Origin of the sequence: Desulfosarcina ovata subsp. ovata (assembly GCF_009689005.1) — a bacterium.
GTDB lineage: Bacteria > Desulfobacterota > Desulfobacteria > Desulfobacterales > Desulfosarcinaceae > Desulfosarcina > Desulfosarcina ovata.
Map to the genome: position 1 here is coordinate 3,588,019 of NZ_AP021879.1, position 14,457 is coordinate 3,602,475.

Consider the following 14,457-nt stretch of genomic DNA (forward strand, 5'->3'; position numbering starts at 1 on the left):
CGCCTGAAAACAAAATCGATGACCCCGTAACAGTCGAAAATCTCATATTTTCGTCATTCCGGCGTAGGCCGGAATCCAGTCTTTTCAATTCTTTATGGATGCCGGGGCAAGCCCGGCATGACGATCCTGCGACTATTTACGGATCCGTCAACAAATTGATTGGGAATTCTTTTCGATGCCTATTTCACGCACCTGGTCCATCCGTATCCTCTGCTGCTGGTTGATCGCCGGCAGCTTTTTTGTGATCCCCCGGCCGGCCGTCTGCGCCGAAGGCGACGCCACGGTGGCCGAAAGTGCGTCACCGGCCGAGCCGCTGCCCACCCTGGCCGAGATGGTCTACCAGTCGGGCACCCTGAGCCAGCAACTGGCCACCCTGAAAACCCGAACGGCCGACATCAACAGCCTGCAGAAGCTGGATCAGCAGCTCGACCAGGCCAAACTGCGCGTCGAGCAGTTCGACAGCCGGCTGACCGCCATGAATGCCGATGACCTGCAGAGCTACCAGCAGCTGGCGTCGGTTAAAAGCGATATTCGTGGAACCCGTGAGACCGTTGCCCGGCTGGCCGCCACCCTGGCCGAAAATATCAACCCGGTGGAAACTTGGCGGCGGCAGTGGCTCGACCGGAAAAAGAAGTGGGCCCAATGGCACGCCCAACTGGGCGACGACCTGGCGCTGGAAAGCGTGGCCAGCGCCTTTGCCCGGGCCACGGCGGAGATCGATGAAGCCCTGAACCTGGTGACCCGCAAGCTGGAGCCGATGCTGGCCATCCAGCAGAAAATCGGCGACATCAACGCCCGGATCGACAGCCAGCGGGAGCGCATCGATGCCATGATGGCCCAGCAGCGCGGGGATGCCCTGCGTGGCGGCACCCCGACCATTTTTTCGCGGGACTACCTGCGACAACTTATCGACCTCTCCCATGAGCCGGGTAAAATCGCAAAGCCCATGGCCTTCACGGAAAAAGGCTTTTTTGCTGACAAGGCCTGGCTCATCGTGCTGCAGGTGGTGGTCTTTGCGCTGCTGCTCGGCCGGCTGCGCCGCCATGGGCCCGAGCTGATCAATCAGGCCAACCGGCGGTTTCTGGGCAAGCGTCCGGTTTCGGTGGCCCTTCTGGTGCCCATTTTTGCGCTCACCTTCCTCTACGGCACCCCGCCACCGCTCTGGCGCATGCTGATTCTCTCCCTGGCCGGTGTGGCCACGGCCCGGCTGATGACCCACTTTGTCGCCGAACGATGGATCCGGTTATCCATCTATATCCTGGTGACGGTGATGATCCTGTTCCAGGGACTGCTGATCCTGGGGATCCCCCTGGCACTGGTGCGGCTTTTCATCCTGGTGTGGACCGGGGCTGGCGTGGTCTTTTTCGGCTGGCGGGTCAGAAAGGAGATCGCCGGAGAGAAACCGGGCTGGCGGGAGGTATGGGCGCTACGGCTGGTGACGCTGATGTTTGCCATCATTCTGGTCACCGACATCATCGGTTTTAGCGGTTTTGCCACCCAGCTGATGGACGGTGCCATGCGTACGGCCATGCTGCTGCTCATGGGATGGGCCATGATCCGTCTGACCCGGACGGGGCTGGAGATCGGTATGGAGTCGCTGCCCATGGGGAGCTTCCGGTTTTTGCGCAACAACGCCAACGAAATTCTCGCCCGGCTGATTTTTATCAGCAACGCGGTAATCGTTTTCTTCGTGGTCGCCAACCTGCTGGTGGCCTGGAAACTCTACGCCATTCCCGCGGATGCGGTTCAGGCGGTGCTCTCCTTCGGATTGTCCATGGGGGGGCACCACATCACCCTGGGGCTGGTGCTGGTGGCCGGCATCATCCTGTACGGTGCCTTCGTGCTCTCCTGGAGCTTGCAGGGGGTGCTCATGGAGAATGTGCTCAGCCGCGGGCATATGGACACCGGCGCCCGGCTTTCCATTGTGCGCCTGGTGCACTATGCTCTGATTCTGATCGGCTTCCTGATCGCCCTGTCGGCCATGGGATTCGAGTTGCAGAACATCACCATCATCGGCGGTGCCCTCGGCGTCGGGATCGGTTTCGGCATGCAGAACATCGTCAACAACTTCGTCTCCGGCCTGATCCTGCTCTTCGAACGGCCCATCAAGGTGGGCGACGTGGTGCAGCTCGGCGACGGCCAGCAGGGGCGGGTCACCAACCTGGGATTGCGGGCGACCACGGTACAGACCTTCGACCGGGCCGAAATCGTCGTGCCCAACGGCGATCTCATCTCCAGCCAGGTGACCAACTGGACCCTGGGCGACCGCAGCATGCGGCTGACCATCCCCGTTGGTGTGGCCTACGGATCGGACGTGGAAACGGTTATGCGGGTGCTCATGGCCGTGGCCACGGAGAGCGACAAGGTGCTCAAGGATCCCCAGCCCATGGTGCTGTTTCTTAATTTCGGAGACAGCTCGCTGGATTTTCAGCTCCGGGTGTGGATTGCCGATTTCAACGAGCGCCGCATCATCCAGAGTGCCCTGATCCGTGAAATCGATCGCCGCTTCCGTATCGGAAACGTGGAGATTCCCTTTCCCCAGCGTGACCTGCACCTGCGCAGCGTGGACGATACGGCTGCGGATCGTTTAAACTCAAAAGAAGCACCGCCTCCCCCGGCGGCGGTGCCGGAAAGCGAATAGCTGATGACTCCGACCATGGACCAGATGCGCGCCCACCGCTCCATCCGCAAGTTCACAGACCGGACCGTGGATGACGACACCGTGCAGGCGATCGTCTCGGCGGCCCAGGGTGCGGCGACCTCCCATTTTGTACAGGCCTACACGGTGATCCAGGTCAAGGACCAGGAGAAACGCACGGCCATCGCCCAACTGTCAGGCCCCCAGGCATGGGTGGAACAGGCGCCGGTCTTCCTGGTTTTCTGTGCCGACCTGAGCCGCCTGGAAACCGCCTGCGACATGCAAGCGGGTGCCATGGAAAAGGGCTGGGCCGAGCAGTTTGTCACCGCCACCGTGGATGTGGCCCTGCTTGCCCAGAACGTTCTCCTGGCGGCCGAATCCCTGGGGATGGGCGGTGTTTTCATCGGCGGCATCCGCAACGATCCCCAGACGGTCTGCGACCTGCTGGCGATCCCCGATCAGGCCTATCCGGTGTTTGGCATGTGCCTGGGCTGGCCGGCCCACGACCCGCCGCCCAAACCGCGCCTGCCGGTCGAGGCCGTGCTCTTCACCGACCGTTATCCAGAAACCCATGACCGGCAAATGCTCTCCGACTACGACCGGATCATCAACCACTACTACCTACACCGCAACAGCAACCTCCGGGATGAAACCTGGACTCGCCAGATGGCCGATTTCATGGGCCGGATCATCCGGCCACACATGAAGGCCTTTTTGGAGAAGAGAGGCTTGTTTTTGAAATAGGACGGGTGGCCGAGTCCCTGGAGTACGGCATGGTCGGCGTCAACACCGGCCTGATTTCAACCGATTTTATCTGCAAGTGTGGCCCGGCCCATTACCCTTGGCCGACTCCGTTTCATTGATTTGCGTCTCGCTCCCATGCTCCGCGTGGGAGCGCCAGCTATGTTTTACCGGATCAGCATGAATTGTCCAACTCGCATGAGTTCCAAGTTGTGCGTTTCACCTTACTGAAGAGATAAGGCGATTGGCGGAAAAGAAAATACCAGGATGCGCAGGATTTTCATTCGTATTCAAGGCGGTTTTTTTTACGCATAGTGGGGCTATGTGTGGAAAAGCCCAACGCAGAAGACGGATGAAAAGACAAGCAGGCGGGTATATTCTTTGACAGAAATCGCCTAACCCTTCTGACAGATGGTGAACGTCGCATTCCGACACCTTCACCCGTCAGCCTATCCACCTATTTCATTTCACCTTCCGAACAATCCCCACATACTTCCCCAAAACGGTTACCTGACTGCGCTGAGGGCCTTTGAACACCAATGGCGAATAGGCGGCATTGGCCGGTTCCAGGGTCAGACTGCTGCGGTCGAAACGCACGATTTTCAGCGTGGCTTCAGCCAGCAGGTTCTGCACCATCACGGCGGCAATCTGTCCGTTTTCGACCCGCTTCTGCGGACGGATGATCGCCAGGTCGCCGTCCATGATATGGGCATCGATCATGGAGTCTCCCTTGACGCGCAATCCAAAGCAGCGTTTGCAACCGAACAGGGCCGGTGATATGGACAGCTCCGCTTCAATGTTTTCGATGGCTTCCATGGGTTGGCCGGCGGCGATCGTTCCGATCAACGGAATGCCGGGGCCGATCACATCCCTGTTGAACCGCCAGGCGCGTTTTTTTCCCGGTTCGGCCACAAGGTAGCCCTTGTCCTTGAGAAGGTTCAGGATGCGGTGGATGCCGGCCGGACCGCTCAGCCCAAAATGGGCACAAATTTCGCGCACCGTGGGAGCCATACGCTGCTCCTGCTGAAACGCGATGATGTACTCCAGTACGCTTTTTTGTCGTGGCGTGAGATCGGATGTCATGGAATCGCTCCATAATAATGTTGATAAACAGCCGCTGACACACATCAACAGCCTCGCCAACCCCGGCCCCTTGTATGCAGGATAACCGCATTTGGATCGATTTGCAGTTCTTCGCGGGCATGGCCCGCTCTTACACGCATCAATGGCTTCGTCAAGCATGGTTTTGTAAGAGCTGGCCATGCCTGCGACTTTTACCTATTTCCAACGCTCCGGCGGTTTTTGCCTGGTTTCCATGCTCCAGCGGTTTTTTTCCTGGTTCCCATGCTCCAGCGTGGGAACCCAAACCTTTCGGTTAGAATTCATTACGGTCAATTCTTGAAAAGCATGTCACTTGGGCTTTGCACACCCTTGCCGCCCTTGTTAAGCACATGGGTATAGATCATGGTCGTAGACACATCCTTGTGGCCCAGCAGTTCCTGCACGGTTCGAATATCATACCCCGATTCCAACAGGTGTGTCGCAAAGCTGTGCCGCATGGAGTGGCAGCTTCCGGGTTTTGTTATCTTGCAGGATTTGATGGCCTTTTTAATGGCACGTTGCAGTACCGCCTCAGATAGGTGATGGCGTTGTTCGATGCCGGTCCTGGGGTCGATGGACCGTTTGGTTGCTGGGAATACATACTGCCATGACCAGCTACGATTCGCATGAGGGTATTTTCTTTCCAGGGCATATGGGAGATACACCGTCCCGAATCCTGCCTTCAGATCGATTGCATGTGCAAGTTTGATCTTTTCCAGATGCCTCGATAGCGCCTCAACGACGATTTCCGGTAGCATGGTAACCCGGTCTTTCTGTCCCTTGCCGTTACGAACAACAATTTGCTGGTAACCAAAATCGATATCTTTAACCCGCAGCCGGACGCATTCCATCAAACGCAGGCCCGCCCCATAAAGCAGTTGGCCCATGATCCAGGTGACGCCGTCAAGCTGTAAAAGGATGTTTCGGACTTCCTCCCGGGTGAAGACTACCGGTAATTTTAATGGCCTTTTTGCGTACGTCAGATTTTCGAATTGAGAAAGTTCCTTTTTCAGGACATGGCGATAAAGAAACACAAGGGCGCACAATGCCTGGTTCTGAGTGGAACTGGCAACTTTTCTCTGGACGGCCAGATAGTTCAAAAAATCGGTTATATGGTTTTCATTGAGATCGTTGGGGTGGCGTTTGTCATGAAAAAAAATGTACCGTTTGATCCATCCGAGGTATGATTCCTCGGTACGGATACTGTAATGCATGCGGCGGATGCAATGTCGAACCTGATCCAGCAAACGTGGTTTTGTGCCATCCAGGTCTTTAACCATTGAAGACGGATCGTAAGAATTGTTTGGGGTTGTGGGAAATCGTTCAGCCATGGCGCGCCTCCGATCAAACTCATTAAATCCATGATACCAAATATTTACATTGACACTTCGGTTGATTACGAATATTTATTTCTCGTATACTCAAAAACGTTGCTTTCCAAAAGATCCAGGCATTAACATTTGTTCATGTTACACTATGCATTCATGAAATGTCAATTTTTTATTTGACAATTTAGTCGTATAGCAAGGTTGAATATGGTTGATAGGCTGCAAATTAGTCGTATAGCAAAGTTTCGTAAACAATAATGTCGTATTATAAGGCGACTGTTCGGTCGTCTAATCTATGTTGGCTTGAGAGAAGATAAGGCATGTCCTATTACTACCGAGGATACAGGCGAGGTCGTTATTGGGGGGCGTACCATGTCAGCAAGCGCCGTCATCTGACAAACCTGTTCGGCGGCATTGATCAGGACATCGAGCGCGCTTTCTTTGCCCTTTCTTCGTCCGAGCTCGAGGCGCTCTTCATGGTCTATGGCCGTCAGTACGGCAAGAGTGCAGAAGCCTATGCCCGACGCACATACCCTCAGTGGAAGAGCGGTGCTGTAAAGCTGAGTGGACAAACGGCGGAACGACTTCTCGAACTCCTGCCGCCGCGCCTCTCCAAAGAACAGAGATATGAGCTTATACGCAAGCTGCGGAAGCACTACCTTAAACGAACCAATGAGTACGTAGCAACGCCCCCGGAGACTTGGCGTCAACGTGTGATTCCGGCCGTGGAAAAAGTAATCAGAGCCAGCAGGGATTTTAAACTGCCTCAAGAGTTATACGAAAAGGCCACATGGTTAACAGATGGAGACACGCAAGCGGTACATCGTATCCTGCATTCGATTGAGGAAGAGGAGGCCCGTCAGAGAACCGCATATTTGGATGCCGAGTTCAAGCGAATCGAAGTATTTGTGGCTAATATCAAGACTACCGATTCGGCATCCCACACTATTTCAATTCCGCAAGGAGATATTCATGTAACAATTCAGAAAGAAAAAACGACACTGCTACAATCAATATTTGGATCAAGGGGGACGACCATGAGCGGGAATAGCCATGAACTGGTTTCAAGGGAAGAATTACAGAAGGCTCTTGTCCTACAGCAATCCAGAGGAAATCTATTGAAACTCACGTTGGATGACCTTAGTGAGAATCAGAAGATTGAATTGCGTGAGAAGATTCTTGAGGAACAAATTGGTCTGGATGTGTCGCAAGCTAAGGCTGACCAACGTTTCCACAATAGTACGCGAGACATGGCGAGTACAATCCAGGCTGTTCGCAGTCTGGAACAGTCAAGCAAGAGTGACTACGAGGTACGATCGACGTTCGAGACGGCTAGTGGAAACACCGACATCACTGTTAAGAAAAACAACAACACGGTAATTATTGTGATAGCTATTGTTGTTGGAATTATCCTCTTTCTCCTTCTGAGCAAGTGACGGCATGAACATAGTCATCAAAAAGAAGCCCCACCTAACCTACACCATCAAGGTGGCTGCGGTAACCCTCTTAGTTTTTGCCGTGGTTGGGCTGATCGTGCGATTCACGAGGGACGCAGACCGGGAATCTCCGGGTTCGGGGCAATCGCTCGGCCATATTCTGACGGCAAGCTCATCACTCCTCATACCAAGTATTCCTTTAAGAGTCCCAACTGATGGCAACGAGCATCAATGGACCACTGCTCTATCCGAGACTATTCGAGGCAAGCCAGAGGTCTCGGTCCAGTTTGGACGAGCTGATGTGCTTACCGAGAACTATGCAGTTGAGGTTGATTTCTTGCCGAAGTGGAAGGAAGGTCTCGGTCAAGCACTGCATTATGGAGACGTAACAGGTTTGATTCCGGTGCTTGCACTCATAGCACGAGAACCTCCCGATGAAGAATTGCTAAAGCAGATCGAGAGACTTTGTGCGTCGAAAGGTGTAAAGGTCGTGCTACTTGTGCCAGAAATCTGAAGACAAAAGCCAACCAAAGGCTCCACTTGACTTGAAAAACGCTTCGCGTTTTCCATGCAAGTGAACCCAATCGTAGGCAAAATTAAAATAAGGAGGTATGTAAAATGGTTCGAATCAAAACGATTATTGTTATGGCCTTAGCTTTACCGATGATGCTTACTGGCTGCATGACGGCGGCACAACATCAACAAAGCCTACATTCTGCTCAAGAACGTGAAATGACAGTAGGGATTGTTCAGAAAGAAATACGGTATGGCATGTCACAGGCAGATGTAGCCGCTGCTCTCGGATCCCCCAACATAGTAACAAAAGATAGCGAAGGCAAGGAAACTTGGATATATGACAAAATAGCGACTGAAGCATCATACTCCAAAAGCAGTTCACAAATCAGCGGTGGCGGCGGTGCTGGTGGTATCGCGGGAACCACGCTACTTCTTGGCATCATTGGCGGAGGATACTCACAAGCATCTGGAGCAGCAAGTTCAACGCAAAAGACTCTTACTGTAATAATAAAATTCGATGACAAAAATCAGGTTGACTCATTTTCTTATCACTCAAGCAAATTCTAATGAGGAAGGGTATTTATGATGAAAAGATTTTTTCCTGTTATGTTCATAGCCTTTGCCATTGCCGGTTGCGCAACCACTGGAGTTCAGCCCCAGAAAACACAACTTCAAATAAGAGAGTTTCAAACCAAAAGTTATGAGACTAATGATTCAAAAATGGTTATGAAGGCAATGCTCAACGTTTTGCAAGATGATGGATTTATAGTAAAAAATGCTGTTTTGGATTTGGGGCTTCTGTCGGCTGAAAAGACAGTTGACATAGAGAATAGCGGGGAGGCTTTCCTGGCAGCTTTTTTTGCAGGCGCAAATGCAAGATGGAAAAAGGCTTCAATAATTGAATGCACTGGTAATGTCTCTGAATTTGGCAATATCATAAAAGTGAGGGTTAATTTCCAGTTAAAAATGCTCGACAACAAAGGCGGTATCTTGAAAATCGAACAAATTGACGATGAAAAATACTACCAAGATTTTTTCCAAAAAGTAGACAAAGGAATATTTCTGCAAAAGGAGAAGGTGTCTAAAGCAGAAGACAGAAATAAAAGCCTATCGAATAAGGATAGATCGTGAGAGCGAAGCGAACCACGATCTTATCCTGTGGTTGGACGAGCCCGTTCGAGCCCGTTGGAAGTTGGCAGGGTCTTTGTACATGCAAATATCTTTTTTGAATGTGGGGCAGTTGCAACCCGGATTGAACGGGCGGTTTCCCCGGGGCGAGCGAGATCACCTGGCTTGTTTAAGAGGCCGGAACGGGAGTGGAATTTATATCAGACCATTGCGGTCAACTTTGACGGTACTCCAGGAATGGGACGCGACAAGAGCGGAGAAATAGTGTTCCCGTTGTTCCAGGGTCAATTGATCGGGGCAACAATCAAAGTATGCACTGATCCGGCGCACAGCACGCGCGTAGGCATCAATGGTCTTTTGAGCCTTGCCCTGGAGCTTGAGCATGCGCAGATGATGTTGATAAAGTTTATTAAATCGTTTCGTTTCCGTTGGATTCATGGTATTTCCTCCCGTAGTTTATGGCGCACGGAATTGAACGCAAAGGGAGTTATACACTGATTTTAAATGTTTTTTCCTGCCGCGTAGCGGCTTCGTCCAACAACGGCATGCAGCGGACGGCTAATCGCCGCCGCTGATGCCGAGCGTTGGCGCACCCGTTGGTTTGTTTTTCGTTTTTCTCTTGCGAGTTTTTGGTTTGTTCTCGCTTGAAAGTACTGCACAGGATCTGTAAGTTGATCATTGCTTGTATTTCGCAGGTTATTTTTGCTTGCTGGCTCTTTTACAGGCCCGTTCCGTCATTACCGGTTTGCGCCTTTCGCCTTCTTCGGGCCGGGCTTTTTGTTATTAACAGGACACCTCGCTTTCTTTTTCCATGAAAGCTCGGTGCTCCAACCAGGCGCTTAACTTTGACGGCGGTTACGGTGGCATTTTGTCCGGTTGTGATATCAATAAATTCCTTTTTCCATTGATAGTTTCCGGTCGTTTGGCCGCCGCATGTTAGCTCGTCGTTATGTTTTATTAAACGGGGAGGTCCAATATGCAATTCAATAGAGTTGAACTGGAAAAAAGAGTTCGTAATTTCTCAGACGAGGAGTTGGTTGAAATGATAGACCAAAAATCCGACCAATATCAAGAAGACGCCATGGAAATAGCTTTAAAGGTCGCAAATGAACGAGGAGGTATTGAAAATCTTAAAAATAGATTGAAGAAGGAAAAAGATAATGAAGCAGCCGAAAAAGAACTAAAACAAAAGGAACAAATGGAGCATTCTAAAATGAAAGCTCAAGAGCAAATACAGAAAAGGGAAATAAAAGAAAGACTACCGGTGAGAAATTCTGAACTTTCAGATTATAAATCTCCCTATAAAACAACTCGTTTGATAGCGCAAGTTGTAGCTAATATTGGCTCTGTTATAACTGTCATTAGCTGTATTGCTTTATTGGTTACGATTGTTTCGGCATCACAATCAAGATATGGTTTTCAGTGGATTGGTTTATTGCCAGCTTTTGGTGGAATAATATGTGGAATTTTTCTCTCTATGATTGGTCAACTTACTCGTGCAGTCGTTGACAATTCAGATAATACTGGTGAAACTCTATCCCTTTTGAAAAAAGAATTTAAAAATAGGAGCAAAACATATCGGGATAGGGAGTAGCCTCGCGGCCACCCCCTCCCACACCACCCGGCATACGGATCGCGTACCAAGGCGGTTCGGCTGATCAGGAAGGTTATTGAGCAGGCAGGAATAGTCCTCGTTCGAAGAAGTAACGGTTTGGTAGAGCAAATATCACCCACTTGACCTTGCTCATGCGCCAGTACTTTTTGCGGGCGTTACCGCAAAGCATGGCGTCCTTATGCGCAATGCCAAGCTTTTTGAGGTTTCGGACCTTGGTCCTGGGGTTTTTCCATTGTTTCCAGACAACGCACCGCAGCCGGCGGATGATCCAGCCATTGAGTGACTTGAACAGGTGCCTGGCTTCTGTCAGGCGATAATAGTTCCACCAGCCAATCAGGTACTGATTCAGATCTTTGATAATCTGGCTCAGACTTCTCCCTTGATTACGGTTCGTCAGTTCCCGGACTCGCTCCTTGAAACGTGAAATTGTTTTCCGGTGGATCCGGATCTTGGTCTGTCCACACATACTGATAAAGGTAAATCCCAGGAATTTGCGGAGCCATGGTCGGCTCACTGCGCTTTTCTCCTCGTTCACCTTGAGCTTGAGCTTCGCGGTGATGAACTTCGTGATGCTCTTGTTCACACGCTCGGCGGCTTTCCGGCTTTTGCAGTAGATCCTGAAGTCGTCAGCATACCTGACGAATTGGTGACCCCGCTTCTCCAATTCCTTATCCAGTTCATCGAGTACGATGTTGGAGAGCAACGGCGACAGAGGACCACCCTGGGGCGTTCCTTCTATGCTGGGACTGACAAGCCCCCCGATCATCGTTCCGGCCGTAAGGTACCGGCGGATCAATTTCAAGACCCGTTTGTCCCGGACCCTGGTGGCCAGCCGGCTTAAAAGCCGGTCGTGGTTAACTCGGTCAAAAAACTTGGACAAATCCATGTCAACCACGTGGGTGTACCCGTCCAGCAGATAGCCTTTGGCTTGTAGGACAGCGTCATGGGCTGATCGTCCTGGTCTGAATCCGTAGCTGTACTCAGAAAAGGTCGGGTCCCAGATCTGCTCCAATACCTGAGCTATCGTCTGTTGGATAAGGCGGTCCAATACCGTGGGGATACCAAGCAGGCGGACACCGCCATCCGGTTTGTCGATCTCCTTCCTTCTGACCGGTAAGGGACGATAATCCCCATTTAGCAGGTCCTGCTTGATCTTCGGCCAGTGCCTTTTCAGGTACCCTTTCAAGTGGTTGGTTTTCATGCCGTCCACACCCGGGGCGCCTTTATTGGCAACGACCTGGTTCATTGCTCTGAGCACATTACGTCGTTCGAGAATCAACTCCAACAACTGCTCTCTGCCTCCCAGACTTTCGGCAAGCCGCGACGCTACAAACATTTCCATCTGCTGTGGCTTTATGTTCATAAGTACACGTCTCCTAATGGTCATTTTCATTTACCCGTACCATTCGGGCCGGGCACCGTTCGGGCCTTTCACCGGGGTGAGCCTCCTGTTACGCTTGACCCGCGGGTAGCTCGCGCATCTCGTTTCCTCCGGTTACATTATGCCCTCTGCTGACTCCCGCTGCACGGTGGGCGCACCTTGCGGTTTGCTCACTCGGATCATCTGCCGCCGCCGGATCCTTTGGTTTCGTGTCCCTCTCCATAGCGGAGTTTGGCTCATCGCCGGTCAGGAGCCGGTCTTCCGACGATGCCGGGGGTTTTGGTGGCCGGAATCCCCCCTACCGGCAATTTCACACGACAAGTCCCGAGATGCAGCGGGCCTCCCGGGGTAAACACACATCTTTCGGTACGTAAGCGCCGAGTATACGAGCACTGCCTGAGATGGATAGAGGACTTAACCTTGTGTTGCAGGCTGGTCCCACAGATGCGCGCCTGACTCGATTTCTGTTCGTCACCCCGTACCTTCGCGACGGCCCTGCCGCAGCAGGGCGGCTTCCTCCCCAGGCACCGTTGCCGGATACCCAGTTGCCATGTCGCTACACCCTTCGCCTCCATCGGGCTGGGTCTAAGACTTGCCAAGCGATCCAACAGACTGATATGCTTGGCTCACTTTTAAGATGTGTGCCGTGCCCGGCACACATCGGGATAGGGAGTAGCCTCGCGGCCACCCCCTCCCACACCACCCGGCATACGGATCGCGTACCAAGGCGGTTCGGCTGATCAGGAAGGTTATTGAGCAGGCAGGAATAGTCCTCGTTCGAAGAAGTAACGGTTTGGTAGAGCAAATATCACCCACTTGACCTTGCTCATGCGCCAGTACTTTTTGCGGGCGTTACCGCAAAGCATGGCGTCCTTATGCGCAATGCCAAGCTTTTTGAGGTTTCGGACCTTGGTCCTGGGGTTTTTCCATTGTTTCCAGACAACGCACCGCAGCCGGCGGATGATCCAGCCATTGAGTGACTTGAACAGGTGCCTGGCTTCTGTCAGGCGATAATAGTTCCACCAGCCAATCAGGTACTGATTCAGATCTTTGATAATCTGGCTCAGACTTCTCCCTTGATTACGGTTCGTCAGTTCCCGGACTCGCTCCTTGAAACGTGAAATTGTTTTCCGGTGGATCCGGATCTTGGTCTGTCCACACATACTGATAAAGGTAAATCCCAGGAATTTGCGGAGCCATGGTCGGCTCACTGCGCTTTTCTCCTCGTTCACCTTGAGCTTGAGCTTCGCGGTGATGAACTTCGTGATGCTCTTGTTCACACGCTCGGCGGCTTTCCGGCTTTTGCAGTAGATCCTGAAGTCGTCAGCATACCTGACGAATTGGTGACCCCGCTTCTCCAATTCCTTATCCAGTTCATCGAGTACGATGTTGGAGAGCAACGGCGACAGAGGACCACCCTGGGGCGTTCCTTCTATGCTGGGACTGACAAGCCCCCCGATCATCGTTCCGGCCGTAAGGTACCGGCGGATCAATTTCAAGACCCGTTTGTCCCGGACCCTGGTGGCCAGCCGGCTTAAAAGCCGGTCGTGGTTAACTCGGTCAAAAAACTTGGACAAATCCATGTCAACCACGTGGGTGTACCCGTCCAGCAGATAGCCTTTGGCTTGTAGGACAGCGTCATGGGCTGATCGTCCTGGTCTGAATCCGTAGCTGTACTCAGAAAAGGTCGGGTCCCAGATCTGCTCCAATACCTGAGCTATCGTCTGTTGGATAAGGCGGTCCAATACCGTGGGGATACCAAGCAGGCGGACACCGCCATCCGGTTTGTCGATCTCCTTCCTTCTGACCGGTAAGGGACGATAATCCCCATTTAGCAGGTCCTGCTTGATCTTCGGCCAGTGCCTTTTCAGGTACCCTTTCAAGTGGTTGGTTTTCATGCCGTCCACACCCGGGGCGCCTTTATTGGCAACGACCTGGTTCATTGCTCTGAGCACATTACGTCGTTCGAGAATCAACTCCAACAACTGCTCTCTGCCTCCCAGACTTTCGGCAAGCCGCGACGCTACAAACATTTCCATCTGCTGTGGCTTTATGTTCATAAGTACACGTCTCCTAATGGTCATTTTCATTTACCCGTACCATTCGGGCCGGGCACCGTTCGGGCCTTTCACCGGGGTGAGCCTCCTGTTACGCTTGACCCGCGGGTAGCTCGCGCATCTCGTTTCCTCCGGTTACATTATGCCCTCTGCTGACTCCCGCTGCACGGTGGGCGCACCTTGCGGTTTGCTCACTCGGATCATCTGCCGCCGCCGGATCCTTTGGTTTCGTGTCCCTCTCCATAGCGGAGTTTGGCTCATCGCCGGTCAGGAGCCGGTCTTCCGACGATGCCGGGGGTTTTGGTGGCCGGAATCCCCCCTACCGGCAATTTCACACGACAAGTCCCGAGATGCAGCGGGCCTCCCGGGGTAAACACACATCTTTCGGTACGTAAGCGCCGAGTATACGAGCACTGCCTGAGATGGATAGAGGACTTAACCTTGTGTTGCAGGCTGGTCCCACAGATGCGCGCCTGACTCGATTTCTGTTCGTCACCCCGTACCTTCGCGACGGCC

Annotated in this window: 12 protein-coding genes; 7 read left to right on the forward strand and 5 right to left on the reverse strand. The window is 52.6% G+C overall.

All coding sequences use genetic code 11. The features are described 5' to 3' along the window. The first annotated feature begins 175 nt into the window (after positions 1-175). On the forward strand, positions 176-2,641 hold the full coding sequence (locus GN112_RS33980; RefSeq protein ID WP_197743334.1) for a mechanosensitive ion channel family protein: 2,466 nt from the start codon (positions 176-178) through the stop codon (positions 2,639-2,641). Between the two features lie 3 nt (positions 2,642-2,644). Beyond that, on the forward strand, positions 2,645-3,382 hold the full coding sequence (nfsA, locus tag GN112_RS15900) for an oxygen-insensitive NADPH nitroreductase (protein ID WP_155311111.1): 738 nt from the start codon (positions 2,645-2,647) through the stop codon (positions 3,380-3,382). Between the two features lie 459 nt (positions 3,383-3,841). On the opposite strand, the gene lexA is transcribed toward nfsA, so the two are convergent. After that, the gene (lexA, locus tag GN112_RS15905) at positions 3,842-4,462 is read right to left on the reverse strand and encodes a transcriptional repressor LexA (protein WP_162458960.1); all 621 of its coding nucleotides are present in this window, start codon (positions 4,460-4,462) and stop codon (positions 3,842-3,844) included. 308 nt (positions 4,463-4,770) lie between these two features. Continuing rightward, positions 4,771-5,811 (reverse strand): integron integrase, encoded by a 1,041-nt coding sequence (locus GN112_RS15910; RefSeq protein WP_462477454.1) that lies wholly within the window; start codon positions 5,809-5,811, stop codon positions 4,771-4,773. 317 nt (positions 5,812-6,128) lie between these two features. Between GN112_RS15910 and GN112_RS15915 the strand changes: the two genes are divergently transcribed. From GN112_RS15915 to GN112_RS15930, 4 genes are all read left to right on the forward strand, one after another. Continuing rightward, positions 6,129-7,244: a hypothetical protein gene (locus GN112_RS15915; protein ID WP_155311113.1), complete on the forward strand. Its 1,116-nt coding sequence runs from the start codon at positions 6,129-6,131 to the stop codon at positions 7,242-7,244. A gap of 4 nt (positions 7,245-7,248) precedes the next feature. Next, the gene (locus tag GN112_RS15920) at positions 7,249-7,758 is read left to right on the forward strand and encodes a hypothetical protein (protein WP_155311114.1); all 510 of its coding nucleotides are present in this window, start codon (positions 7,249-7,251) and stop codon (positions 7,756-7,758) included. A 104-nt stretch (positions 7,759-7,862) separates the two neighbouring features. Further along, complete coding sequence (locus GN112_RS15925; protein WP_155311115.1) at positions 7,863-8,327, forward strand: hypothetical protein; 465 nt, start codon at positions 7,863-7,865, stop codon at positions 8,325-8,327. Positions 8,328-8,342: 15 nt separating this feature from the next. Beyond that, a complete protein-coding gene (locus GN112_RS15930; protein ID WP_155311116.1) occupies positions 8,343-8,891 on the forward strand; it encodes a hypothetical protein in 549 nt (182 codons plus the stop codon). A 192-nt stretch (positions 8,892-9,083) separates the two neighbouring features. On the opposite strand, the gene GN112_RS15935 is transcribed toward GN112_RS15930, so the two are convergent. Next, the gene (locus tag GN112_RS15935; protein WP_155311117.1) at positions 9,084-9,326 is read right to left on the reverse strand and encodes a phage integrase N-terminal SAM-like domain-containing protein; all 243 of its coding nucleotides are present in this window, start codon (positions 9,324-9,326) and stop codon (positions 9,084-9,086) included. Positions 9,327-9,864: 538 nt separating this feature from the next. Between GN112_RS15935 and GN112_RS15940 the strand changes: the two genes are divergently transcribed. Next, positions 9,865-10,482 carry a CDK-activating kinase assembly factor MAT1 gene (locus tag GN112_RS15940; protein ID WP_155311118.1) on the forward strand — a complete coding sequence of 206 codons (618 nt, stop codon included), beginning with the start codon at positions 9,865-9,867 and terminating at the stop codon, positions 10,480-10,482. Positions 10,483-10,555: 73 nt separating this feature from the next. On the opposite strand, the gene ltrA (GN112_RS15945) is transcribed toward GN112_RS15940, so the two are convergent. Both ltrA (GN112_RS15945) and ltrA (GN112_RS15950) read right to left on the reverse strand, forming a co-directional pair. Then, entirely contained in the window at positions 10,556-11,866 is a 1,311-nt protein-coding gene (gene ltrA / locus GN112_RS15945; protein ID WP_231716902.1) for a group II intron reverse transcriptase/maturase, read from the reverse strand. 767 nt (positions 11,867-12,633) lie between these two features. Further along, entirely contained in the window at positions 12,634-13,944 is a 1,311-nt protein-coding gene (ltrA, locus tag GN112_RS15950; protein ID WP_231716902.1) for a group II intron reverse transcriptase/maturase, read from the reverse strand. Positions 13,945-14,457: the final 513 nt, after the last annotated feature.

Coding starts and splice junctions, on each gene's coding strand:
- GN112_RS15930 (WP_155311116.1), top strand. CDS start 8,343: ATGATGAAAAGATTTTTTCCTGTTATGTTCATAGCCTTTGCCATTGCC.
- GN112_RS33980 (WP_197743334.1), top strand. CDS start 176: ATGCCTATTTCACGCACCTGGTCCATCCGTATCCTCTGCTGCTGGTTG.
- GN112_RS15925 (WP_155311115.1), top strand. CDS start 7,863: ATGGTTCGAATCAAAACGATTATTGTTATGGCCTTAGCTTTACCGATG.
- GN112_RS15940 (WP_155311118.1), top strand. CDS start 9,865: ATGCAATTCAATAGAGTTGAACTGGAAAAAAGAGTTCGTAATTTCTCA.
- GN112_RS15920 (WP_155311114.1), top strand. CDS start 7,249: ATGAACATAGTCATCAAAAAGAAGCCCCACCTAACCTACACCATCAAG.
- GN112_RS15915 (WP_155311113.1), top strand. CDS start 6,129: ATGTCCTATTACTACCGAGGATACAGGCGAGGTCGTTATTGGGGGGCG.
- GN112_RS15935 (WP_155311117.1), bottom strand. CDS start 9,326: ATGAATCCAACGGAAACGAAACGATTTAATAAACTTTATCAACATCAT.
- ltrA (WP_231716902.1), bottom strand. CDS start 11,866: ATGAACATAAAGCCACAGCAGATGGAAATGTTTGTAGCGTCGCGGCTT.
- ltrA (WP_231716902.1), bottom strand. CDS start 13,944: ATGAACATAAAGCCACAGCAGATGGAAATGTTTGTAGCGTCGCGGCTT.
- GN112_RS15910 (WP_462477454.1), bottom strand. CDS start 5,811: ATGGCTGAACGATTTCCCACAACCCCAAACAATTCTTACGATCCGTCT.
- nfsA (WP_155311111.1), top strand. CDS start 2,645: ATGACTCCGACCATGGACCAGATGCGCGCCCACCGCTCCATCCGCAAG.
- lexA (WP_162458960.1), bottom strand. CDS start 4,462: ATGACATCCGATCTCACGCCACGACAAAAAAGCGTACTGGAGTACATC.